Source organism: Enterobacter sp. SORGH_AS_0287 (genome assembly GCF_031453695.1).
Lineage (GTDB): Bacteria > Pseudomonadota > Gammaproteobacteria > Enterobacterales > Enterobacteriaceae > Enterobacter > Enterobacter ludwigii.
In genome coordinates, this window is record NZ_JAVIZW010000001.1 from 2,352,996 (window position 1) to 2,375,694 (window position 22,699).

General features: G+C 50.6%; 23 protein-coding genes. 8 read left to right on the top strand and 15 right to left on the bottom strand.

Going from position 1 to position 22,699, the window contains the following annotated elements:
• Positions 1–381 precede the first annotated feature (381 nt).
• Positions 382–708 (bottom strand): helix-turn-helix domain-containing protein, encoded by a 327-nt coding sequence (locus tag QE396_RS11215; RefSeq protein ID WP_014169010.1) that lies wholly within the window; start codon positions 706–708, stop codon positions 382–384.
• A gap of 89 nt (positions 709–797) precedes the next feature.
• Between QE396_RS11215 and QE396_RS11220 the strand changes: the two genes are divergently transcribed.
• Both QE396_RS11220 and QE396_RS11225 read left to right on the top strand, forming a co-directional pair.
• Positions 798–1,124, top strand: a complete 327-nt coding sequence (locus QE396_RS11220) for a nuclear transport factor 2 family protein (protein WP_032670695.1) — start codon at positions 798–800, stop codon at positions 1,122–1,124.
• Complete coding sequence (locus QE396_RS11225; RefSeq protein WP_020885078.1) at positions 1,124–1,903, top strand: SDR family oxidoreductase; 780 nt, start codon at positions 1,124–1,126, stop codon at positions 1,901–1,903. Before QE396_RS11220 ends, QE396_RS11225 begins: the two co-directional genes overlap by 1 nt.
• Before the next feature lie 332 nt (positions 1,904–2,235).
• Here the strand turns inward: QE396_RS11225 and gstA are convergent, their stop codons facing one another.
• Complete coding sequence (gene gstA, locus QE396_RS11230; RefSeq protein ID WP_020885079.1) at positions 2,236–2,841, bottom strand: glutathione transferase GstA; 606 nt, start codon at positions 2,839–2,841, stop codon at positions 2,236–2,238.
• A gap of 128 nt (positions 2,842–2,969) precedes the next feature.
• On the opposite strand from gstA, the gene QE396_RS11235 reads away from it, so the two are divergent.
• Both QE396_RS11235 and QE396_RS11240 read left to right on the top strand, forming a co-directional pair.
• Complete coding sequence (locus tag QE396_RS11235) at positions 2,970–3,845, top strand: LysR family transcriptional regulator (RefSeq protein WP_020885080.1); 876 nt, start codon at positions 2,970–2,972, stop codon at positions 3,843–3,845.
• Positions 3,846–4,113: 268 nt separating this feature from the next.
• Positions 4,114–4,620: an ATP-binding protein gene (locus QE396_RS11240; protein ID WP_020885081.1), complete on the top strand. Its 507-nt coding sequence runs from the start codon at positions 4,114–4,116 to the stop codon at positions 4,618–4,620.
• Between the two features lie 206 nt (positions 4,621–4,826).
• Here the strand turns inward: QE396_RS11240 and QE396_RS11245 are convergent, their stop codons facing one another.
• From QE396_RS11245 to QE396_RS11270, 6 genes are all read right to left on the bottom strand, one after another.
• Positions 4,827–6,425, bottom strand: coding sequence for a glycoside hydrolase family 43 protein (locus tag QE396_RS11245; protein ID WP_020885082.1), 1,599 nt, complete (start codon positions 6,423–6,425; stop codon positions 4,827–4,829).
• Positions 6,422–7,783: a glycoside-pentoside-hexuronide (GPH):cation symporter gene (locus tag QE396_RS11250; protein WP_020885083.1), complete on the bottom strand. Its 1,362-nt coding sequence runs from the start codon at positions 7,781–7,783 to the stop codon at positions 6,422–6,424. The genes QE396_RS11245 and QE396_RS11250 overlap by 4 nt, the downstream gene beginning before the upstream one ends.
• Before the next feature lie 219 nt (positions 7,784–8,002).
• Complete coding sequence (locus QE396_RS11255) at positions 8,003–8,902, bottom strand: AraC family transcriptional regulator (RefSeq protein ID WP_020885084.1); 900 nt, start codon at positions 8,900–8,902, stop codon at positions 8,003–8,005.
• A 447-nt stretch (positions 8,903–9,349) separates the two neighbouring features.
• Positions 9,350–10,108 (bottom strand): pirin family protein, encoded by a 759-nt coding sequence (locus QE396_RS11260; protein WP_047366338.1) that lies wholly within the window; start codon positions 10,106–10,108, stop codon positions 9,350–9,352.
• Positions 10,109–10,192: 84 nt separating this feature from the next.
• Positions 10,193–11,074: an SDR family oxidoreductase gene (locus QE396_RS11265; protein WP_020885086.1), complete on the bottom strand. Its 882-nt coding sequence runs from the start codon at positions 11,072–11,074 to the stop codon at positions 10,193–10,195.
• 69 nt (positions 11,075–11,143) lie between these two features.
• A complete protein-coding gene (locus tag QE396_RS11270) occupies positions 11,144–11,716 on the bottom strand; it encodes an isochorismatase family protein (protein WP_020885087.1) in 573 nt (190 codons plus the stop codon).
• 214 nt (positions 11,717–11,930) lie between these two features.
• Here QE396_RS11270 and QE396_RS11275 point away from each other — a divergent pair, with 214 nt between their 5' ends.
• Positions 11,931–12,809, top strand: a complete 879-nt coding sequence (locus tag QE396_RS11275; protein ID WP_020885088.1) for a LysR family transcriptional regulator — start codon at positions 11,931–11,933, stop codon at positions 12,807–12,809.
• Positions 12,810–13,031: 222 nt separating this feature from the next.
• Here QE396_RS11275 and QE396_RS11280 read toward each other — a convergent pair whose 3' ends face one another.
• Positions 13,032–13,559, bottom strand: a complete 528-nt coding sequence (locus tag QE396_RS11280; protein ID WP_020885089.1) for a DUF924 family protein — start codon at positions 13,557–13,559, stop codon at positions 13,032–13,034.
• A gap of 608 nt (positions 13,560–14,167) precedes the next feature.
• On the opposite strand from QE396_RS11280, the gene QE396_RS11285 reads away from it, so the two are divergent.
• Positions 14,168–14,479 carry a hypothetical protein gene (locus QE396_RS11285; protein ID WP_025204747.1) on the top strand — a complete coding sequence of 104 codons (312 nt, stop codon included), beginning with the start codon at positions 14,168–14,170 and terminating at the stop codon, positions 14,477–14,479.
• A gap of 149 nt (positions 14,480–14,628) precedes the next feature.
• On the opposite strand, the gene QE396_RS11290 is transcribed toward QE396_RS11285, so the two are convergent.
• The 5 genes from QE396_RS11290 to QE396_RS11310 form a co-directional block, all read right to left on the bottom strand.
• Positions 14,629–15,372, bottom strand: a complete 744-nt coding sequence (locus QE396_RS11290) for an SDR family NAD(P)-dependent oxidoreductase (RefSeq protein ID WP_309951074.1) — start codon at positions 15,370–15,372, stop codon at positions 14,629–14,631.
• A 171-nt stretch (positions 15,373–15,543) separates the two neighbouring features.
• Positions 15,544–16,026, bottom strand: coding sequence for a glutathione peroxidase (locus QE396_RS11295; protein WP_047955182.1), 483 nt, complete (start codon positions 16,024–16,026; stop codon positions 15,544–15,546).
• 117 nt (positions 16,027–16,143) lie between these two features.
• Complete coding sequence (locus QE396_RS11300; RefSeq protein ID WP_309951077.1) at positions 16,144–16,443, bottom strand: AzlD domain-containing protein; 300 nt, start codon at positions 16,441–16,443, stop codon at positions 16,144–16,146.
• Positions 16,436–16,627, bottom strand: coding sequence for a hypothetical protein (locus tag QE396_RS11305; RefSeq protein WP_309951080.1), 192 nt, complete (start codon positions 16,625–16,627; stop codon positions 16,436–16,438). The genes QE396_RS11300 and QE396_RS11305 overlap by 8 nt, the downstream gene beginning before the upstream one ends.
• 41 nt (positions 16,628–16,668) lie before the next feature.
• A complete protein-coding gene (locus tag QE396_RS11310; RefSeq protein WP_309951083.1) occupies positions 16,669–17,190 on the bottom strand; it encodes an AzlC family ABC transporter permease in 522 nt (173 codons plus the stop codon).
• A gap of 102 nt (positions 17,191–17,292) precedes the next feature.
• Between QE396_RS11310 and QE396_RS11315 the strand changes: the two genes are divergently transcribed.
• Positions 17,293–18,672 carry a PLP-dependent aminotransferase family protein gene (locus QE396_RS11315; protein WP_025204751.1) on the top strand — a complete coding sequence of 460 codons (1,380 nt, stop codon included), beginning with the start codon at positions 17,293–17,295 and terminating at the stop codon, positions 18,670–18,672.
• A gap of 329 nt (positions 18,673–19,001) precedes the next feature.
• Positions 19,002–19,478: an Rrf2 family transcriptional regulator gene (locus QE396_RS11320; RefSeq protein WP_020885097.1), complete on the top strand. Its 477-nt coding sequence runs from the start codon at positions 19,002–19,004 to the stop codon at positions 19,476–19,478.
• Positions 19,479–19,546: 68 nt separating this feature from the next.
• Here the strand turns inward: QE396_RS11320 and oqxB are convergent, their stop codons facing one another.
• Positions 19,547–22,699: a multidrug efflux RND transporter permease subunit OqxB gene (oqxB, locus tag QE396_RS11325; protein ID WP_020885098.1), complete on the bottom strand. Its 3,153-nt coding sequence runs from the start codon at positions 22,697–22,699 to the stop codon at positions 19,547–19,549.

A 22,699-nucleotide genomic window follows, 5' to 3' on the forward strand; every position in this document is an offset into this window, starting at 1 on the left:
AGTCTATAGTATTCCGGCAATCTTCGGTACTACGAGGATTAGTAGATTTCGATTTTCATACTTCGCTCTTTATCATGCTCCCTACTTCACTCATTGCGTTGTACGTCCGCATAACAGCCTATGAGCAGGGATACGGCCATGAGGCCATATGCAAATATTCCTCCTTTTCATAATATTGCCCGTTATGGGATTGGTTGTGTTCATAATTTAACCCAGACAATATATTCCATAATTGTACCTTGCATTGAATTTAGAATAAGTCGAGAAAAATAATGTCCACTCCCGGCACAAAGCGGACCGAAATAAGAGCCGCAAGGTCTGCTATCAGCAAGGAATGAACATCAACAATTTTCGATCATAAACAAAAATGTACCCGAGTCCCTAAACCTCGCGTTTTTCCGCCCATTTCAGCATTGCATCGAGAGCCGGACACAGCGCCTGCCCCCACTCAGTGAGCCGATATTCGACTTTCGGTGGAACCTGGGGATATACCCTACGTGACACAATGCCGTCGGCCTCCAGCTGTCGCAGCTGTTGTGCCAGCATCTTCTGCGAAATTTCGGGGATCAGTTTTTCAAAATCAGAATAGCGTTGCACCTTTCCGTCGAAAAGATGAAACAGAATAATGAGTTTCCAGCGGCCTTCCAGCATTCGCAGAACTTGTTCCACGCCGCTTGCGGCGGTTTCAGGGCTATATAACTTACTCATAATTCAGTTGCTCACTTTTTTGTGTGTACTTGTCAATTTTACAGTCTATGTTAAAAATTCCCGTACTGTAAATAACGGGAGTAAGGGCCATGTCATTATCTCTACCGCAAGCTATTTCAACCTATTTTGCGATCGGCAATGGTGCCGATATTGCCAGCGTTAAGCGCTGTTTTACCCTCAATGCCGTCGTGTTCGACGAAGGTAAAACCCATCGGGGGCACGCGGCAATCGAAGCGTGGCAACGCGCGGCGCGTGATGCGTTCGACTATAGCGTTCACCCCATTGAAGTTCTCACGGAAGGCGATCGGGTAATAGTCACCACGAACGTTGTCGGTAATTTTCCCGGTAGCCCCGTGATGCTTACACATACTTTCGGCCTCGCTGGCGACAAGATTGCGACTCTGGAGATAATCTGATGCTGATGGATCTTGATTTACAGGGCAGACGTGTTCTGGTTACCGCAGGGACCAAAGGGATCGGCAAAGCAGTTGTCCGCCTTTTAAAACAGCAAGGGGCTACGGTGCTAACCACCGCGCGTCACGAGCCCGCAGAATCTGCCGCAGACGCTTTCGTGGCGGCGGATCTGACCACCATCCAGGGATGTCATTTAGTCGTGGACGCCGTTCAGAAACACCTGGGCGGCGTCGATATCATCATCCACGTAGCAGGCGGTTCTACCGCTCCCGGCGGTGGGTTTGCAGCCCTTGGGGAAGAGGAATGGCAACAGGAGCTCAATCTTAATCTGTTGCCTGCGGTACGCTTAGATCGCGCGTTGTTGCCAGGGATGCTGGCGCAACAGGATGGGGTGATCATCCACGTCACCTCTATTCAGCGTGAACTGCCGTTACCGGAATCGACCACCGGATATGCGGCGGCCAAAGCGGCACTGTCGGCGTACAGCAAAAGCCTGTCGAAAGAAGTGTCCCCTAAGGGGATTCGGGTGGTGCGTGTGGCGCCTGGCTGGGTAGAAACCGAAGCATCGGTAGCGATGGCGGAACGACTTGCTCAGCAGGCAGGAACGGACTACGAGGGCGGTAAGCAGATCATCATGAATGCACTCGGTGGAATTCCGCTGGGCCGTCCCTCAAAGCCTATCGAAGTGGCGAACCTTATCGTCTTCCTCGCGTCATCCTGTGCTGCCACTATTACCGGTACGGAATATGTGATCGATGGCGGTACTATCCCGACGGTATAATTTTATATCTTAAACAGTGCATTATTTTGAGCCTTAACGTTTCCTCACGACAAACGAGTGGCCAGGCGTAACGGCGGCTTAGGGTATAAAGCGGCCTGATATAAGAGCCGCAAGGTCTGACTTGAGGCATAGATTAAGGCAAAAAGTCGCGCGGCGTTGAGTCCATAATGAAACGAAAGCAGCAGTGAATGCCGCCGGGAATTGGTTTCAGCGTCAGTTCATGCTACGGAGCAGAACGCTACGCGCAACTTCAGGCCCGCGTAGAACAAAGGGCAGACGACCTCTTTGCAGACACTCAACATGCTGTGTCCAGCAATAAGCGATTACCTACCCTACTGAGACGCTTCAGCCAGTAATGCAGCCTGTACAGCAGGTCGGGCATTTATTTTTTCCATGTACGCCGGTAGCGCTGGCCAGCGTTCCAGTTGGATTGAGAAGAATTTACACCAACCCAGTACAGTAAAAAGGTAGGCATCCGCTACGCTGAAGGATGAGCCAGTCAGATAGGTGTTTTCGTCGAGCCTCGCCTGGAGTAAATCGAACTGTCGGAAGAGCTTATCCTGAAAAATCGCTTTGATGTCCTCAGGCAGCGCGGGGTTGAACAGCGGTGCTGAGCCAGCGTGTATTTCACTAGTGATAAAGTTAAGCCATTCCTGCAGACGCACCCGAGCCCAACTGTCCGCGCGCGGTGCCAGGCCATATTCTGGTTTAAGATCGGCGAGGTACTGCACAATGGCTGGCCCCTCAGTGAGTATCTGCCCATTATCCAATTCAAGTGCAGCGACATAACCTTTAGGGTTAATGGTGCGGAAGTCGCGACCATCAGCAGTGAGCTTGCTTTTGTTGTTAACCTTCACCAGTTCAAATTCAATTTCCAGTTCGCGCAGCACAATGTGCGGTGATAACGAACAGGCATCCGGGGCGTAATAGAGTTTCATGTTGTCTCCGTTAAATGTGTAAAGCCATCGAGAAATTCGAAGCAATTCTGAACTCACTGTATTTGACGCGTATTTCACTGTAAAATTAATGATATAGAATTTAACTATTAGCTGAGCTACTGATAATCATGATGAATCTTTTACACTGGCGCCTGCTGGTGGCCGTCGCGGATGCCGGCAACATCTCGCGCGCCGCAGAAGAGATAGGAATGACTCAGTCAGGTGCCAGCCAGGCCATCGCCCAGCTCGAAGCTTCGCTTGGATTCCCGGTATTTACGCGTGAGCGACGGTATATCGGTATTACCGCGCTGGGTGAGCAGGTTATTGAAAATGCACGAAACATGCTTTTGCAGCTGAATGCCATCCGCATACTGGCTGATAAGAGCCAAGACTTACACCGAGGGCGCATTCGCCTGGCCAGTTTCCCCTCAGTGACGTCCACATTGTTGCCAGGGCTTCTGCGCGACGTTAAGCGCCTGCATCCGGGTATTGAAATCGTTGTCCTGGAAGGATCGGACGAGGAAGTCGAGGAGTGGCTTGCCGCCGATACCGTAGAACTTGGGGTGGTCATGAATCCCGGCCCCGGGCGTGCAGAGGTTATATTAGGACAGGATGCATGGGTCGCGGTAATACCAGCGAAACATCAGCTGGCACATCATGCCAGGGCTTATGGCATAACGCTAAAGGCGCTGGCAGACCAGCCCTTTATTCTGGCGACAGGCGGATGTGTCGTTAATGGAAAAAGCCTGATGGAAATGGCTGGATTGCAACTTTCTGATATACGCGTGACAGTACGCGACTGGATTAGCGCCTGTAAGCTGGTCGGGGAAGAGATGGGCGTCGCCCTTGTACCTGAATCAGCCCTGCCGGAGACGCTGCGCAACCTGTGCGTGGTGCCTTTGACGCCTGCTATACACCGGGAATTTGGGCTGGTTTGTTCGTCATCTGGAGCGTCTTCCGATGCAACGCAGACGCTACTTAATGCGCTACGTAAGCGAAGATGAGCCAACAGGTGTTATTCAATTCAGCGCCTTGTTAAATGTCCGCTTCTGGCACGAAGCGGCCAAACTCACTGGAGTGGACATTCAATGTATAAGGGAAAAAATTGCTGATTTTGCATTCAGGCCCTGTTAACTTGAATGACAATGAAAACACACTCTGCCCTATTCCATTCAATGATTATTATCACCTGTCTGACTCAGGTGGGATAACGTTCGCCATTTTCCCGCCGGTAAGGCGGGCCTTACCGGTAATATTCCCGTGAGGTAAATAATGGATATCGCTACAGTCACAACGTCAGAAAAACCCACATTGCACTTGTTATGTGGGAAAATTGCATCAGGCAAATCCACATTGTCAGCAAAGTTAGGTGCATTACCCGGCACCATAATTGTCAGTGAAGATTATTGGCTGGCTGCCCTCTTTGCCAATGAAATGCAATCCATAGCTGATTATGTGCAGTATTCCTCAAGACTCAGAAACGCTATTAAGCCTCATCTGGTGTCGCTACTCAAAGCGGGTCTATCCGTAGTTCTGGATTTTCCGGCAAACACACAAACCAATCGTGAATGGATGATGAGCATCATTAAGGAGTCAGGTGCCAGTAACAGGCTGCATTACCTGAAAGTTACTGATGAAGTATGTAAATCCCGCTTGCGCGCCCGTAATGCAGAAGGAATGCATGAATTTACAGCCTCAGATCAACAATTTGAAACCATAACGCGCTTTTTCGCAGAGCCAACGGCTGATGAAGGGTTTGATATTATTGAATACAGCTGAATTTACCTTTCTGCACAAAGCGGACCGGCATAAGAGCCGCAAGGTCCGCTTTGAGCGAGGAGCGGACTTCAATAGCCGCAAATTAAGGGCTTTATGTGGATGTCCGAAGCACCTTTGAAGTGCCCGCCTGTAAGCATCTGTTCAGAGCCGCTCAGGGCACTATCTTAATGAAGCTGTTCGCGGGCTTATAGAATGTAGCGGGAACATCAACTGAGAGGCTCATAGAGAAAATAATCGAAATCAGCATGTACATTTTCACCGGTAAAATCCTGACAGCAGAGTCCCACAAAGGTGCCGGTAAAACGTTCATATCCTCTCTCTTTATAGTATTCATCTGATAACTTGCTGTACTCGACATAATCTCCGACGCTATGCCAGTTCTGTTCATCGAGAGAATAATAGTAAAAGGCGGCGTCATGCCTGACATCAACCCGAAGATAAACAGGTAGCTCACTTTCAATGTCGATGCCCGGACCGGCAGGGTGTGAAAAAGTATTGAGATCGTTAATCAGCAGATTAACGGTCCGCTTCCCGTTTTCGCCGACAGAGACATACAGATAAATATAACCGGCAGTATCATATATCGTTGTTAATCCAGCCATCTGCTGAAATGATCGCGGGTTGAAGTCAAGACAGGTCTGCGCCCTGTAAGCAAAATCAGTCTGGCGTCTTGCAATAAGGCTCTGTGTATGAAGAGAACTGAGTGATTCTTTTCCGTAAAGCCGCAGCCAGCCTTTTCTGGCCGTCAATGTACACACCGACTCCGGCAAAGGAACACGAAGAGTATGGTAATGAAGAGCAAGGTTCGGCGAATCGAAGTCGTCACGTGAAGCGGTTTCAGGCCAGGGTCGCTCCGTCAGCCGGGTATGAACAATCATTTCTGGCGTGTTCTTTTCGTTGCTTAGCCGCAGCCAGCCGTCTTCGCTCCAGTACACTTTCTGAATAGCTGTTTCACGGCCCATAGGGCTTCTTCCCCGTGAAGGAAGAGGCCTGCCGCATAGGTGCACCATAAACCATTCATCTGAAGCCGTTCTGATAAGGTCTGCATGACCGGTACGCTGCAGTGGCAAACGGCAGTCATAGCGTGCAGTCAGCATCTGTCCGCCGGGATCCGTTTCGTAAGGGCCTTCAAGCCTGCGGGCTCGCGCCATCGTGACGCCATGATTGTAGAACGTCCCGCCTTCAGCGGTCATTAGATAATACCAGCCTCCATGCTCATAAATATGAGGTCCCTCGGTCGTCCCCAGGCGGCTGCCCGCATAAATCTTCAGCGTTTCGCCGGTGACTTTCTGCTCCTTTTCATCGTACTGCTGAAGAATAATGCCGTTCCATCTGGGGAAACCCGCTTTACCGCCATCCCGATAGCTCATCTCCATACTGACCAGCCATTTGGTTCCGTCCTTTTTATGGAACAGAGAGGGATCAATTCCCCTGCTGTTAACGTATACCGGTTCAGACCATTCCCCCTCAATATCATGCGTGGTGACGATATAATTATGAGTATCCCAGAAGCGACCGCTGAGGCTTTTAACGTCGGTATAGACCAGATAAAAAATACCCTTATCCTCGCTCAGACACGGTGCAAAAATCCCGCCTGAATCGGGGTTGCCTTTCATATCCAGCTGGCTCAGCCTGTTGAGTGGACAGGAAATAAGTTTCCAGTTTTTTAAATCAAATGACTTATAAATGCAGATCCCCGGAAACCACTGAAACGTGGAAGTAGCGATATAAAAGGCTCCGTTTGCCTCAATAATCGACGGGTCCGGATTAAACCCTGGCAGTAAAGGGTTATGTATTGTGCTCATCGACTCTCCCCTGTTGTCAGCGCTGACGGCTCCGATTTACTTTCACTGGTTACGGGATCGGTGTGCGGTTTATAACCGCGCAGAATATAAATCAGACTCAGTATGAGCAGTGCTGGGATCACGGTAAAAAGCAGCCGTATACTCAGCACGGCGGCGTCGCTCTGCACTCCTTCACCGCCGGTATAATCACCCAGCGTCAGAAGGAAACCTGTCAGTGCGCCGCCGAGGGCAATACCGACCTTGATAGCAAACAGATTGGTCGAGAAAACCAGCCCGCTGAATGATTTGCTTAACTTACTTTCGATACTGTCGATGATGTCACTCAGGAAGCTCCACTGAAGTGGTGTCGCCGTCGAGTTAATAAAATGAACAATACCGGTGATGGTGAAAATGACGAGTATATGTTTTGCGGGGATAAAGAAAAGCAGGATCATGATACCCGCCTGCATGGCCATCGCCATTTTATATGCGAACAGCCTGTCCAGCTTTCCAAAAAGTCTGGTCGTACACATAGAGCCGAGAAATTTTGCCCCAAGTATGATGGTGAGCATGATGCTGACCAGTTCAGGACGGTGCATGTAATAAGTGACGAAGTACATGGCACCGCCGGTCTTGAGGATGCCCGCCGTGAGGTTAACAACGTTGAGAATAAAGATGCTTCGCCAGTTGGCATCATTCGCGAGCTGACGCAATTCGCCGAATACGCTGCTAAATTTCTGCGAGCGATCAACTGGCCGGGTGTATCTCTCACGCGTCATGAAAAAGCACAGGTAGAACATGACCGTACTGATAATGCCCATCAGCATCATTGCGAAAAAATAGCCGTGTTGAAGGCTGCCATTTCCCAGAATGCGGGTCAGGGGAAGAGCAACGGCAGAGACAATCAGCCCACCCAGCGCGGCGAACGCAAACCGGAAAGACTGCATGGAGACCCTTTCAAGCGGATCGCGTGAAAGGTTGTTTATCATTGCGCAGTAAGGGACATTGACCAGCGTATATAGCAGCGACAAAGCCGTATATGAAACATAGGCGTAAATAATTTTACCGGTCTCACCCGTTTCCGGCGTAAAGAATGTCAGTGCACCCAGTACACCGAAAGGCAGGGAAAACCACAGCAGATAGGGCCTGAACTGGCCATGCCGGGTTGATGTATGATCCGCCAGAAAACCGATATAAACATCAAAAAAAGCATCCACTATCCTGACAACAAGAAACATCGTGCCCATGTGAAAGGCACTGAGTCCATAAACATCCGTGTAAAAATAGGCCATAAACAGCATGATGGTCTGCCAGATTATGTTTGACGCCCCGTCCCCAAGGCCGTAACCCAGCTTTTCTCTGAATGTGAGTGCAGACATGTTGATACCTTCTGATATTCAGGGGATGCGTACGGGCATACCCGTCTGTTGAGATATCAAAATTAAGCCTCTCAGCGCAGACCTGATAGAGAGAAACAGGTAGAAAATATAATTTTTATGCTGTTCAGGTGAACGCCCGATCACTTTTCTGGAAATTAACGTCAGAAGCGCAAGAACAGAAATATTTCTGCCAGAGCAGAGGCGGAAAATGCAGCCTATTTAAATTTCCGGTTCATGAAACGGATCATGCCGGGTGGATAACTGTTTTGTAGATCGGCTGGCAGCACGAAAAGCCCCGGGCGTGACGCCCATCGTCTTTCTGAACCGGAAACAGAAATAGGCGCTGTCCGTAAATTCACACTGATGTGCAATTTCAGTGACGGAAAGGCGGGTGTTACGCAGCAGCTCCGCTGCGCGGGCCACCATCTTGCGGACAAGGTAGTCTTTAAAGCTGACATGCATTATTTTTTTAAACGTGCGCGAAAAATGCGCTGGAGAAAGCCGACAGCGTTCAGCTGCCTGTGTTAGTGACAGGGTGAAATCCCTGTCACGCTCAATCTGCACAACGAAATCAATGATATTACTGAAGGTATTATGTTGCTCACGGCGCACGGAGAGGGTTTCGGTGAATCGGGCCTGAGAAAGGACCGTGTTAAGGAGCAACAGCATGACTGGGTCGATCTCATTTTGCGTGCAAAGCTGCTGATGCTGCTCCGTCAGCCATTCGAATAAGAACTGAATCCGGGCAACGGCAGAAGCGTCAGGTTGCATGATAAACCCCGTATTCTGTTTGCATGTCGGTAGGGGGAATTTCAGGCGATAAATGGCGGCATCGTTATACTGCAAAAGATAACGTTCATGATCGGACGTGTAAGCCAGTTCCATATCATGAAGTGTCATTGAGGATACGAAAACCAGAGTTCCGTCTGTGACCGGGAACTTTTCACTGCCGATACAAAAGTAACCCGAAGCGCGTCTGAACCACATGATTTCGTGCTCAAGATGAACGTGCGGTCGGATATAAACGCCCTTTTCGGGTACACCCTCGCCGGCACGTAACAAATAATCCGTGCCAGCCATTGTTTCTATACGTTCAAAATAATGGTCTGAGTTTGACATTGTTCTCAGGCGTTCTCCGGATGCTAATCGTTATTGCCAGACACGCTGTTCAGATTACTTCAGATTTGTTGTTAACCAGTATATGTCCCGCATCTGGAACATTTATATAACAAAGGGGCGAAAAGGCCACACCATAAATGGCCTTCAGGGAGGAAACAGGAAGCCTGCTGTGTAGCGGATATGAAACGGTATCAGGCCGCTTTCCCGCGTACAGGGCTTGTTTTTGGTTAACAGACTGAACAGGCTGCGGTTGATCTTGACTGGCAGGCCCTCCGCTCGTCGGGGTCAGTAAGAATCGGATTCATGAGGCTATGATCACCGTATTTATTGTCAAATAAATATGCTTAAACGATGCATTGCCTCTCCTGCCCCGATAATGCTCCAGGAAAAAGATCCCAGTCATATCGTATTCGCGATTACAGCTGCTGCCATTTATCGAAAAAAATTCTAAGAGTGAGACAGGATATTTCCGCTGAACATACCGCCCTTGAAAACGCTGGCGGCAATATCCGTTGTAAACAGAACAACGTCACTTTGTGCTGTCGCCATGAGGGTGAATTTTTCAGAACTGACGAGCAGACTCTCTCCCGGATGCAAAATGACATCCTCTATGTTCACCTGACCTGCAAAAACATATATCAGTCTGGAGATATTTTCTGCCGGAGTGACCGGAAGCGGCAGAGAGGTGTTCGCTTCCAGTCGTGCATCCTGAATCCATACGCTGCTGCGAATAACCAGGGGCGCATTGTCCGGGCCAGCAATATTACGCCATTGGTTCAGACTGAATGCGGTATCAAAATCGTGAAACTGTACACATGGTTTTAAATCAGGTGTAACTGGACGCAAAAATATCTGTAGTCCTTCAAGTTTCCCACCCTGGTTCAGGACCTGTTCTTCATGCTGAAATGTATGCCCTGCTCCCATCAGCATAAGACGTGTAGGGCTTATTTCCTCACTGTTTCCTTCAGTATCCAGATGCCTGACCAGTCCGCTGCGCAAATAAGTCAGGATCTCATCATCCTTATGCGAGTGCATCGGGATAACTGTTCCCGGAGAAACTGCCGCATGGTCTATTCTGCCAATCCCACCAATCCCGCTGTCACCTTTATTTAGTACAAGGCCTGGCCAGAGAATATCGATACCAAAGCCGCCTGCCTGGTGTCCCCGCTTACGGGTCTTGTCTATTTTTATAATCTCTTTCATCATTTTCTCAGCAACGGGCAGGTATGCCTGCCCTGATGTTTTTAATATGCAGCATCATCAGCCACAATCTATTTTTGGGACCAATGGTTATGCCTGTGCGTTCCAGCTCTGAACTGTTTCACGAACGAAATCGCGATAATTGCGCAACGGTCTGCCCAGCATACCGGTGAGGATGTCACGTGAAGACTCTCCCGGGATCATCCCGTATTTCTGGAAACCCCGGAACATCATCTTGATGTCGCGGGTTAAAACAGCCGGAGCAAACTGCTGCATCATTTCTTCAAACTTCTTCAGGTCGTCACCAGCATAAATAACGTCCTTGCCTGTTGCTTCGCTCCAGATAGTGGCGGCCTCCATCCCGGTGATCAGATCTGGACCCACAACATCGATAATGCATCGTGGTAACGGAACCTGAGACTGTTCCCGACGGAGCAGTTCAAGAGCGGCCACTTCAGCAATGTCGCGGGCATCAACCATTGCTGCCCCGCGGTTACCCAGAGGCTGAGAATAAGTCCCGTACTGCATAATGGCCTCTCTCAGGGTTAACTCATTCTGGAAGAAATAGGCCGGCCGCAGGATGGTTGCCGATAGACCCCGATCCTCAATGGCCTTTTCCACATTGTATTTAGCTGTGAAATGCGGAACGTCACTGAACAGTATGCCATTGAAAACAGAGAAATATACGATGCGCTGGATACCTGCATCAGCAGCCAGATCGAGGGTGGTCAACGCCTGAGTCAGTTCATCCGGCACCACGGCGTTAAGCAGAAATAGCGTTGTTACGCCTTTCAGTGCTTCCCGCATGCTCTCGAGATCGGTCATATCACCAGTAACTGTCTGCACACCTGCAGGAAAATCCGTTTTTTTACCTGCACGTATAAGCGCACGGACATCCGCACCTTTCGCGGTCAAAATTTCAATAATATGGGAACCGATTGTTCCGGTACTGCCTGTTACAAGAATGGTCATTTATGTCTCTCTGTCAGAGTTTGAAGTGATGAAACGGGGCGTATCTCGGGCCTGATGTTTAGCGGAAAATTAACTTATGAGCATAGGTGCCAGTTGCGCTCCCGCCTCCGTTGCCCAGCTTCCTGCCAGTTCAGCTATGAGCTGGTTCGTCGTGGTCAGAGTAACGCCAGACTTCTCCATGCGGCGAAGCGCAATATCATCAGCCATCTTCGTCGGAGAACCGCCAGCATCAGCCACAACCTGCACGTCAAAACCCTGGCTCACCAGCGTCAGGGCGGGGTAGACGGTACAGACGTCGTTAGTAACTCCTGCAATAATGATTTTCTTACGGCCAGTGGCCTTTACGGCGTTGGCGAAATTTTCATCGTCCATTGCATTAACGATCCCCAGGCGCTTGATACGTTTTTCAAATGCAGATGGCAGAATCTCTTTCAGTTCTGGCAGCAACGGTCCCTGGGCATGTTCTTCCATGCTTGATGTCAGAATGACCGGCAGGTTTAGAATTGCAGCGGCTTTTGCCAGAATCAGCGCGTTACGTTTCATTTCGTCAAAAGTGGTCGAGGTTACCCATCCCATGGTGCCTGTCTGATGGTCTATGAGCAGTAAGGCGGAATTGTCATTCGTAAATCTTTCAAATTTCATCGTATTACTCCTGCATGGTGATATTCGATTTAAACCGATCCCGCGAACTGGCCGTCTGGAGATATAACCGGGGCCAGTACAGCCTTTTCAATTCGGGAGATTCCGCTTGCTTAGGATAACAATCCTTAAGCGCAGTCTTCAGAGCATGCATTAAACAAAGAAAAGGATAAATGGGGTAAAATAGAAAACATTATTCCATTGGTGGAGCAATTGAATGGTGATGCTGAATGACATTGCGCTTTTCGTTGAGGTCGTTAAATTTCGCAGTTTCAGAGGGGCGGCGGAATCACTCGGCATGCCTAATTCAACACTTTCCCGGCGTATCAGCCTGCTTGAGAAAGAGATCGGACTGCGTCTTTTACATCGCACCACGCGTAAGATGGAACTCACGGAGGCGGGACTTATTTACTATGAACGTTGCCGAAGAATTGTGGATGAAGCACGACTGGCACACGAACAACTGGGTGAGATGCTCGCACAGCCTAGCGGGGTATTACGTGCCTCATTACCCGTTGATTTCGCTAGGGTTTATCTTGCACCGATCATTGCTGAGTTTTCTGAGCATTATGCCGGAATCAGTTTTGAGTTTGATTTCACACCGCGTCAGGTGGATTTGATTTCTGAGCCTTATGATGTGGCCATCAGGCTGGGGGAGCCTGCAGATTCAACTCTTATCGCCAGAAGGATAGCCCAACTACCGCGCTTTCTTTACGCCTCCCGGGAGTACATCAGTAAAAACGGCGCTCCTCAAAATCCTGCAGAGCTTGTCCTGCACGAGTGCCTTCGCATGAGTACAGACAGTTCCCCTCAATGGGAGCTGTTACGTGAACAGGAGAGAGTAAAGGTGCCAGTGCAGGGACGATTCCTGATGAACAGCATGGGTATGATCAAAAAGTTTACCGTAATGAATATGGGGATAAGTCTTTTATCAGCGGGACTGGTTCAGGAAGAAGTCAGCAAAGGGATTCTGGTCAATATTTTACCAGAGTGGCAGGCCTCAGCAATTTCTGTTTATGCCGTAACTGAAACCCGGCTATTGCCGGCAAAAACGCAGCGTTTTATTGACTTCCTCCGTGAAAAACTGAGTGAATAAATTCTTTCGCTGTACTTATATTCCGGCCACACAGGAACCCGTGAGAAACATATTTTGATGAAAACATCACTCGGTTTTAAATATCCTGATCAGAGCGATTAAAAAACCCTATCCGGAATAAATTTCATTCCTGTGGAAGAGGTGCATGTAACTTCTTATCAGGACTCAACACTATGTCATTTCACACAAGCCTGATAACGACGGCGAACTGGCTAATCGGGTCTAATTCTCACTGAGGTAGGTCTTTTCAGCCGTCGTTGATGTCCTCCCAAGAAGACGATTACGGTGTGGATAACGACCCAACTGAAGGATGATGGACCGATGTTCCTGTTCATGCTGCATGAAGGAAGGGTCTCCGAGCTCATTAAAAAGAAGAGTGGCTTTATCGTGGATTGCAGCTGATTCTGAATGCATCCAGGGCATAAGCAAAAATGCCCGTTGCATAACGCTGAGCTGATGCCATTCTGGTTTGAGAATTGCTTCCTGAGACAGGATCAGCGCCATGCCATCCTGTGCCCATGCGTGCGCGTTTTCCCTGTTTAGATTTCTGGAAAACTGGTCCAGTACAATAATCTCTGCCAGACGCCCGAGTATGTTCTCTCTCCAATGGGAGAGCTCTCCCCGGCATGCCATTTGCCAGCAGGTCGTGAAGCGGTCACTGATTATGGCGTCAAAGTTATCGTCCCGTTCAAACCATTTTGTCTGACTCTGTTCACTGAACCAGAAGTCCAGTACCGTTCTGTAATTCATGTCGGCTCCATAGCTATGCATTCGAGGCGAAATAAGCAGATAAGCAGGTCAGTTAAAAAACGCGGAGAGGGGTACATTACTGATACACATGAGAACGCAGCGATAACTCCATCACAAACCACTTTGTGAACTTCGGTACCGGAGTCGGCTGCAAAGATCTTATCCCTCAGATACACGGACATATCACGCCTGGACAGGCAAAGCGTCTGGTTATAGTAGGTTTCCATTTCGATAAAAATATCAGCCAAATCATCATATTCGTCTGGTCTGCAGATGGAGATGTTCATGTATGGCCCTTGAGCAAAATATAATGATTTATCATAGCGTAAGGAAAACCGAAGTGAGGGAGCTATCTCAACAAAGAGCGCTGCAGCGCTTCCCTCCTCAGAGCACTAATGTTTGCCGCTAGCGGTACACAGCGGCTGGATGCAACTGTGAGCGAAAAACGGAAGTGACCTAAATTTATCGTGGTCATGAGATTCAGTCTGAAGCAAGGTGAAGAATGTCCGATAAATCGATGTGCGAGATAGCGTTCTTCGTTAATCACACCATGAGGTGCTTTCTGATGATATGGTTATACCCTCACCATCCCTAAAGAGAGAACACTAATGATTGTAAGGACCTGGCATGGATGTGTTCCGCTTGAACATGCGGAAGGTTTTGCAAAACACCTTGAAAAAACAGGGGTAGAGCATTCCAGGAGCATATCGGGGAACAAAGGCGCGTTCGTTCGCAGAGAAACGCAGGGAAGTTGGGAGCATTTCTTTCTGGCAACTTACTGGCAGGATCTGCAGTCAGTGAAGGCATTTGCTGGAGAAAACTATCATGTGGCGGTCACTTACCCGGATGATGAAGAATTTAAGCTACTTTCTGACCCTTACGTTTTCCAGCATGTTGTTGAGGCAATTTCACCCCTTTAATGTCAACTTCCGGATATCCTGTCGGTATCTCTGAATTGTCATAACCCCATATTGACTCAACGCATCCACTTAAGGCACAGAGCAGCCTTTTTCATCTGGTATCAACATGCTGCTCTGTGCGAAGACCGTTCTGTTTAACATCACCCGATTTAGACCCTATCCCCCAGGTCTTCACGGGTTGGACCTTGAAAGTAGAGGCTACTTATATGGCAACGACGCGGTTGAGCCAACACAAAACGAATCGCTTCCCAGACCGATCGCCCGTTCAAGAGTCGCTCTCCCATTCTGCATTGGCTATCGACACTCGAATCTAACCCTGTAAGTTCGAAATCAGGAGGGTACAGTCCGGTAACCCGTATATTTTCTTCGGACAATTGCTGTGCGAGTTTTGTTGTAAATCCGCTGAGCCCATGTTTGCTGGCGAAAAAAGCGGGGTGCGCAATTGAATCCGTGAAATTCGGGATCCCGCAGGAAGAGATAATTGAGACGATATCAGCACTGTCTGAACGTCTTAATCCAGGCAGCAGAGCCTGCGTCAGAAGAATCGACGCTGTCAGGCCGGAACTGACGGTATTAATAATGTCGGTATCAGGCTGGTCGTCTAACGTTCCTGACAACCATTGGGCAGCATTGAGAATTAAAATATCGATGGGTTTGTCTGAAGTTAATAGCTGTGAAGAAAACGCAGAAACGGATTCAGGCCGGGTTAAATCACAGATATACCCTTTTGCCATACCGCCTTCAGCAGTGATAAGACTGCAGGTTTGTTGAATATCATCAGCCCGCCGCGCGCAAAATTCTACCTCAACGCCTTCCCGCGCCAGCCATACGCACAGCGCCTGACCAAATCCCCTGCCCCCACCCGTAATAACCGCTCTTTTGCCTCTCAGCATCTCCATACGTCCTTTCATTAATGGGTATGTTTATGGAGATATAGCATGAGGAGAGGGAGTGACATCTTTCCGTGAGTGCTATTTTAGATGCGGGCATGGCGTCTGCGATGCGCGATAAACGCCCCCTGCAATGAATACCCTCCTGAGTTCAGGCCATCATGACCACAATACTTAGCGTTCAAGCGCAGTAAGGATTGCGGCTTCCATTTTCTCGGGGGTGGTGATCGGCGCAAAACGCTTGAGCGGTTTACCGTCGCGTCCGATCAGAAACTTGGTGAAGTTCCACTTGATTCGTCCCCCCAGCACGCCGGGCAATTCGTTTTTCAGATAGCGAAACACCGGATGCGCTGCGGCTCCGTTGACCTCGATTTTCTCAAATATCGGGAAGCTCACACCGTAATGAACGTGACAGGTCCTGGCGATGTCGTCGGCATCGCCGGGCTCCTGTTTACCGAACTGGTTGCAGGGGAACCCAAGCACCACCAGCCCCTGGGCGGCGTATTTCTTATAAAGCGCCTCAAGGCCGCCGTATTGTGGCGTGAAGCCACATTGGCTGGCGGTATTCACGACCAACACCACCTTGCCAGCGAAGTCGAGCATAGCGACAGGCTGTCCATCCAGACGGGTGGCTGTCAGTTGATAAAACGTGGTCATAGCGGGATCCTCAACGCAGAACCTGTTCGACGCCAACATTACCACGTCGCGCACAGCGACGGGGAAAGGGACGTAAGAAGTCGGTTCTGTTTCTGGTTGCGCGGCAGGTCTGGAAACTTACCCTAAATAATAGCGAAGTATAAAGGCAAACATCACGCCGGAGATCACCGTCACCGGCATTGAAAAGCACATTGCAACAACCAACGTTAACCCTAACGCGATCAGATCTGCGAGATTTCCGGAGGCAAAAAAAGGCGCAATGAAAGCCAGCATGACACAACCGGGAGAGGATTTAAGTACCGTCATCGCCCTGGGCGTAAGCACCCGGTTTCGTAATATAAGATAAGCGGTCACACGCGTTGCATACGTGGTGAGTGCCATTAATACGATGGCGATGAAGGTCTGATAATCAGGCATCCTCTCCCCCTAAAAATGCGGCAACGGCTAATCCTGCTAAAGGGCCAGCAATGACGTACCACAGGCCGGCAATAAAGTGACATACCGCCACGGAGACAACCAGACTGATTATCCAGGGCACGGCTTTACGAATGCCATTCCACATGCCTCTGACCAGCACAAGAAAGACCGCCGGAAAGGCCATATCAAAACCATACTGGTGAACATCGCCCAGCACCGGGCCATTTACGCACCGAGTGCGGTACAGAAAACCCACATCGTATAGAAAGATAAAGAGACCGCCATATAATATGGCATGCTGAACAGCGGCGCCGTTTTGTTATTTCTGGAATGCGCGTCATTATAACTGAGTGCCCAACTCTCATCCGTCATAAAAAAAAGCGCAGGTAAGACTTTTCGTTTTGGAAAACGAGAAAGTAAGGGAACCAGCGTCGCCCCCATTAAAATATGACGACTGTTTACCAGTAATGTCACGGCCATAATAAGTAAAAAAGGTGGCGGCGACGTCCAGATTTGTATGGCGGCAAATTCAGACCCGCCGGCAAAATTTAATCCTGTCATCAAGGGAACGTCGAGAGGCGTGAGCCCCTTATGGCTTGCCTGCGCACCCAACACCAGCGCAAACGGGATCACGCCCAGTAATACGGGTAACCCATCTTTCAGGCCACGAAGGATTTCTTTTTTCTTCGTATCACTCTTATCCAGTAATGGTCTGGCAGAACTGACATCCACACGTTGTTCACTCATGCGTTTCGCTCATTTCGTCTATTTCAAATACTGGCGCCAGAATAAAATATGTGACACTATCAGTAAATATAAATAGTGTCACATTACACTTATGGTAATCTCATGCGCGAACGTTCTCCGTGGCAACCCCGTCTTGCAGAAGGCAATTCCTCCCCTACCGATCGGCTGGTCCAGGCGTTGTCAGACGATATTCTTTCAGGCCTGCTGAGGCTCGGCGCGCGCCTTCCGGCACATCGTGAACTGGCAGATACGCTCGGTATCGCGGTGGGTACTGTAACGAAAGCCTATGGGATCCTGGAGAGACGGGGTCTGGTTCGAAGCGTTAAGGGCAGCGGAATGTTTGTCGCGCTGGCCAATTCCAGAAGCCGAACCTTCATCGACCTGTCGCAAAACACCCCGCCGGCAGCACTGACCTCCCGGTCACTGAGTAAGACACTCACCACCCTCGCCCGGCGTCCTGACATGGATATGTTTAACACTTACGCCCCGGCAACGGGCCATGATGAACACCGGCGGCTTCTTGCGCAGTGGTTCAGTCGTCTGGGTGTCCCGGCAGATTACCAGCGTCTCATCTTAACGAACGGTGCTCAGCATGCGCTCTCTGTAGCGTTGTCTACGGTCTGTGAACCTTTTGGCCGACTGTACGTTGAGGCTCAGACCTATTCAGGGCTGATTCAGCTGTCGCATTTACTGAAGCTCACATTGGTGGGGATCCCGATGGATGACGAAGGCATGGATGTCTCTGTTCTGGAAAAGATCCTCGATGAAAATGCGGAAAAAGGCGGTGCTGTCTATGTCACGCCGCTCTTACAAAGTCCGTCCACACGCATTATGAGCCTGGCCCGCCGTCAGGAACTGGTTCGGGTTTGTCGGGAAAGGGGCATAAAGATTATTGAGGATGATGTTTATCGGCTGATGAGCACGACAGAATTGCCCCAGATTGCCAAAATCGCCCCCGATATCACCTTATATGTGAATAGCTTATCTAAGATCCTTAATCCAGCATTGCGGATTGGCGGGCTGCTGGTGCCGGAGGCGCTGTATTCACGAGCAGAATCCATGCTGAGGGCAACGGCGATGATGGTCTCTCCGCTAAGCAGCTCCATCATGGAGCAATGGCTGATTGATGGCACAGCAGAAACCGTCACCCTCGCAATTGAACACGAAACCCGGCGTCGTTACCAACTCGCTATCGACATTTTAGGGGAGCACGTTTATCGCTCGGGGCTGCCCAGCTTTCATCTCTGGTTACCGTTTTCACGCGATGACGCGCACTCTTTCTACAATGCAGCGCTGGCGACAGGCATCAAAGTGACAGCACCGGCCTCAACTGAAGTGGGTCAACAGTCGGATCAGTACGGCGTCAGGTTATGTATTGGCGGAACGGAGTTCAGCCAGTTAAAGCAAGCACTCTTGAAACTCAACGAGATTGCCGGGCAACTCAAACAGAAACCAGACCCGTTCCCGCTTTTTAATGTATGAATGACAGGATAGGTCTGACTCCTTTTCTTCTGACGAGGGTAATGTCATTCCCTTTATGTGCTCAAAAAATCAGCGGCGATTCGATCAGCATTTTTTCATAATATTTTTATCAGTCGCCATGATGAAATAGACGATGCTTATACAATCGGTAAAGCGTATGGATGGGTCTTATGCTGCCATTCGACGCGAAGCGTAAACGCTTTTTTACGGGCCAGGTCAGGTGTTGTCTGCTTCAAAAAAATTGCCGTATTTGTTATATTGTTACTTATTGATTATTCACCTCTGCGGTGCCAAAAAGAACAAGATTCACCGCAACCCAGGACAATGAAATGTTAGATTACCGCTTCCCGACAGCTTTGCAGATGGTTCTCAGCGTAGCGATGGCGGAGCAATCGGGTGAACGTTCGACGAGTGCGATTCTGGCCTACGGACTGGAAGCGAATCCGAGCTTTATCCGCAAGTTGATGGTTCCGCTTACGCGTGACGGCATTATCGTCTCAACCCTTGGCCGTAACGGTTCTATTCATCTTGGTCGTCCGGCGGATAAGATCACCCTGCGTGATATCTATGTTTCTGTGATAGAAGATAAAAAGCTGTGGGCGTCGCGTCCTGACGTACCGGCTCGTTGCGTCGTCAGCGCCAATGCGTGCTGGTACTTCAAATCTATCGCCGATGAAGCGGAGCAGGCTTCGTTAGAGGTTCTGGCTCAACATACCGTGGCCAGCGCGCTGGAAAAGGTCAAAAAAGCCGATACCAGCGGGTGCGATCCGGTGCCTGAAATTGAAGGCCTGCATAAAAAAGCGTAGTCATGCCCTTCCTGATACGAAAAAAACCGCCTTAACGAGAAGGCGGTTTTTTTGTGCCCTGTAAAAACCTAGGCAGGTAAAACGTCGTTGACCGGTTTGCCGCGCGTAACGAATTTACGCAGCGTCACGTAAAACACCGGCGTCAGGAACAGACCAAACAGCGTCACGCCCAGCATCCCGGAGAACACCGTGATCCCGGTGACACCGCGCACTTCTGCGCCTGCGCCGTGGCCGAGGATCAGCGGAATCGTCCCGGCAATAAAGGCGATGGAGGTCATCACAATCGGGCGTAAACGCAGGCGGCACGCTTCCAGCGCCGCTTCCATAATTCCTTTCCCCTGAAGCTCCAGCTCGCGCGCAAACTCAACGATAAGAATGGCGTTTTTACATGCCAGCCCCATGAGTACCACCAGCCCCACCTGCACGAAGACGTTGTTATCGCCCCCGGTCAGCCAGACGCCAAACAGCGCGGACAGCATCGTCATCGGAACGATCAGGATCACCGCCAGCGGCAGGGTCCAGCTTTCATACAGTGCGGCCAGCACCAGGAAAGCCAACAGTACCGCGACCGGGAAGACGATCAGCGCCGTGTTGCCCTGAGTGGCCTGCTGGAAGCTTAGATCCGTCCATTCAATATTCATCCCGTTCGGCAGGATCTGCTTAGACATTCCGTCCAGTTGCGTCATCGCCTGTGCCGAAGAGAGAATGCGCGGATCGGCATCGCCAATCAGATCCGCCGCCGGATAACCGTTATAACGGATCACCGGATCCGGCCCGTAGGTGGTGCTGATATTCACCATACTGCCGATTGGCACCATTTCGCCCTGATTATTACGGGTGCGCAAATTCGCAATGTCTTCCACGCTGTCGCGGAACGGCCCGTCGGCCTGCGCCATCACGCGCCAGGTACGCCCGAACTGGTTAAAATCGTTCACATAAGACGATCCCAGATAGGTTTGCAGCGTACCGAACAGATCGGTCAGCGACACGCCCTGCGCTTTCGCCTTATCTCGATCAACCTGCACATCCAGCTGCGGAACGTTAGCCTGGTAAGTTGAGATCGGGAAATGCATCCCCGGCGTCTGCATAATCGCACCAGACATGGTGTTCACCGCGTTTTGCAGCGCACCATAGCCCAGACCGCCGCGATCCTGGATGTACAGCGAATAACCCGACCCCTGCCCCAGCCCTAAAATCGGCGGTGGCAAAATGGAGAAACCAAAGCCCTGCTGAATTTGAGCGATTTTGGCATTGATCTCAGCGTTAATTTCCGCCGCCGTGTGTTTACGCTGATCGAACGGTTTCAGACCAAAGAAGACCGTCCCGGTATTCGGCGTGTTGGTGAACTGCAGCGCGTTAAGCCCAGGAAAAGCGACCGCATAATCCACGCCTTCGGTATTCATCCCGATTTCGCTCATTTTGCGGATCACCGCATCGGTGCGGGCCAGTGAAGACCCTTCCGGCATTTTCACACCGCCAATTAAATACAGCTTATCCTGGGTAGGTATAAACCCGCCGGGGACCGCTTTAAACATGACGCCAGCCGCGCACAACAGCAGCACATAAACAACAAACACCGCGCCACGGCGTCCGAGCGTTTTCCCCACCAGCCCCTGATAACCGTTTGAGCTACGGTGGAAAAAGCGGTTAAACGGACGGAACAGCCAGCCGAACAGACGATCGATAAGCCGGGTCGGGAAGTCTTTCGGGGCGCCGTGCGGTTTTAACAGCAGCGCTGCCAGTGCCGGCGAGAGCGTCAGCGAGTTGATGGCGGAAATCACCGTCGAAATCGCGATAGTCACCGCAAACTGTTTGTAGAACTGGCCGGTTACCCCGGAGAGGAACGCCATCGGTACAAACACCGCGCACAGCACCAGCGCTATCGCGATAATCGGCCCCGAAACTTCACGCATTGCCTGATGCGCAGCCTGAAGCGGAGAAAGCCCCTCTTCGATATTTCGCTCGACGTTTTCCACCACCACGATGGCGTCATCCACGACGATACCGATAGCCAGCACCAGCCCGAACAAACTCAGGGTATTCAGTGAGAAGCCAAGCAGGTAGAGAATGCTGAACGTCCCCACAACCGATACCGGCACCGCGATCAGCGGAATAATCGACGCGCGCCAGGTCTGCAGGAACAGGATCACCACCAGTACTACCAGCACCACCGCTTCCAGCAGGGTCTGCACAACCGCGCGAATGGAATCGCGAACGAAAACCGTCGGGTCGTACGGTGCTGCCCATTTCATATCTTCCGGGAAACGCGTGGCCAGTTCGTTCATTTTCGCGCGCACGGCGTTAGACAAATCGATGGCGTTCGCACCCGGGGACTGGAAGATACCGATCCCGACCGCGTCTTTGTTGTTGAGCTGGGAACGCAGCGCATAGCTGCCAGAGCCCATTTCAATACGCGCCACGTCGCGCAGGCGTACCAGCGAGCCGTCTTGCGCCGTTTTCAGAATAATATTGCCAAACTCTTCTTCCGTGTGCAGACGCCCCTGGGCGTTAATGGAGATCAGAAAATCGCTCTCTTTCGGCAGCGGCTCGGCGCCAAGCTGTCCGGCAGAAACCTGAACGTTTTGCTCCTGCATCGCCGTCACGACATCCGAGGCCGTCAACCCGCGGGCTGCCACCTTGTCGGGATCCAGCCAGATGCGCATCGCGTATTCGCCAGAGCCAAAAATCTGAATCTGACCCACGCCCGGCAGACGCGCCAGTTCGTCCTTCACTTTAAGCGTGGCGTAGTTACGCATATACAGTGAATCGTACTTGCCGCCCGGCGAAAACAGATGCACCACCAGCGTCAGCGTCGGTGATTGTTTCTGGGTGGTAATACCCAGACGTCGTACATCTTCCGGCAGACGCGCCTCGGCCTGTGACACGCGGTTTTGCACCTGAACCTGCGCCTGATCCGGGTCGGTACCCGGGCGGAACGTCACGGTGGTTACCAGTACGCCGTCAGAGCCTGCAACGGATTTCATGTACATCATGTTTTCAACGCCGTTGATGGCTTCTTCCAGCGGCGTCGCCACGGTTTCTGCAATCACTTTCGGGTTGGCACCCGGATACTCCGCGCGCACCTGCACGCTTGGCGGTACGACGTCAGGATATTCGCTCACCGGCAACAGCGGGATAGCGATTAATCCTGTGATGAAAATCAGAATCGACAGTACTGCGGCGAAAATCGGCCTGTCGATAAAAAAGCGGGAAAAGTCCAT

Bases quoted from the DNA above. Each gene is read 5' to 3' on its own strand.
- QE396_RS11245 (WP_020885082.1), bottom strand. From the start codon at position 6,425: ATGAGCACAATACATAACCCTTTACTGCCAGGGTTTAATCCGGACCCG.
- QE396_RS11310 (WP_309951083.1), bottom strand. From the start codon at position 17,190: ATGAGTGAACAACGTGTGGATGTCAGTTCTGCCAGACCATTACTGGAT.
- QE396_RS11225 (WP_020885078.1), top strand. From the start codon at position 1,124: ATGCTGATGGATCTTGATTTACAGGGCAGACGTGTTCTGGTTACCGCA.
- QE396_RS11240 (WP_020885081.1), top strand. From the start codon at position 4,114: ATGGATATCGCTACAGTCACAACGTCAGAAAAACCCACATTGCACTTG.
- QE396_RS11265 (WP_020885086.1), bottom strand. From the start codon at position 11,074: ATGACCATTCTTGTAACAGGCAGTACCGGAACAATCGGTTCCCATATT.
- oqxB (WP_020885098.1), bottom strand. From the start codon at position 22,699: ATGGACTTTTCCCGCTTTTTTATCGACAGGCCGATTTTCGCCGCAGTA.
- QE396_RS11290 (WP_309951074.1), bottom strand. From the start codon at position 15,372: ATGCTGAGAGGCAAAAGAGCGGTTATTACGGGTGGGGGCAGGGGATTT.
- QE396_RS11255 (WP_020885084.1), bottom strand. From the start codon at position 8,902: ATGTCAAACTCAGACCATTATTTTGAACGTATAGAAACAATGGCTGGC.
- QE396_RS11215 (WP_014169010.1), bottom strand. From the start codon at position 708: ATGAGTAAGTTATATAGCCCTGAAACCGCCGCAAGCGGCGTGGAACAA.
- QE396_RS11295 (WP_047955182.1), bottom strand. From the start codon at position 16,026: ATGACCACGTTTTATCAACTGACAGCCACCCGTCTGGATGGACAGCCT.
- QE396_RS11260 (WP_047366338.1), bottom strand. From the start codon at position 10,108: ATGATGAAAGAGATTATAAAAATAGACAAGACCCGTAAGCGGGGACAC.
- QE396_RS11220 (WP_032670695.1), top strand. From the start codon at position 798: ATGTCATTATCTCTACCGCAAGCTATTTCAACCTATTTTGCGATCGGC.
- QE396_RS11285 (WP_025204747.1), top strand. From the start codon at position 14,168: ATGATTGTAAGGACCTGGCATGGATGTGTTCCGCTTGAACATGCGGAA.
- QE396_RS11235 (WP_020885080.1), top strand. From the start codon at position 2,970: ATGATGAATCTTTTACACTGGCGCCTGCTGGTGGCCGTCGCGGATGCC.
- QE396_RS11275 (WP_020885088.1), top strand. From the start codon at position 11,931: ATGGTGATGCTGAATGACATTGCGCTTTTCGTTGAGGTCGTTAAATTT.
- QE396_RS11315 (WP_025204751.1), top strand. From the start codon at position 17,293: ATGCGCGAACGTTCTCCGTGGCAACCCCGTCTTGCAGAAGGCAATTCC.
- gstA (WP_020885079.1), bottom strand. From the start codon at position 2,841: ATGAAACTCTATTACGCCCCGGATGCCTGTTCGTTATCACCGCACATT.
- QE396_RS11320 (WP_020885097.1), top strand. From the start codon at position 19,002: ATGTTAGATTACCGCTTCCCGACAGCTTTGCAGATGGTTCTCAGCGTA.
- QE396_RS11280 (WP_020885089.1), bottom strand. From the start codon at position 13,559: ATGAATTACAGAACGGTACTGGACTTCTGGTTCAGTGAACAGAGTCAG.
- QE396_RS11305 (WP_309951080.1), bottom strand. From the start codon at position 16,627: ATGGCCTTTCCGGCGGTCTTTCTTGTGCTGGTCAGAGGCATGTGGAAT.
- QE396_RS11270 (WP_020885087.1), bottom strand. From the start codon at position 11,716: ATGAAATTTGAAAGATTTACGAATGACAATTCCGCCTTACTGCTCATA.
- QE396_RS11250 (WP_020885083.1), bottom strand. From the start codon at position 7,783: ATGTCTGCACTCACATTCAGAGAAAAGCTGGGTTACGGCCTTGGGGAC.
- QE396_RS11300 (WP_309951077.1), bottom strand. From the start codon at position 16,443: ATGCCTGATTATCAGACCTTCATCGCCATCGTATTAATGGCACTCACC.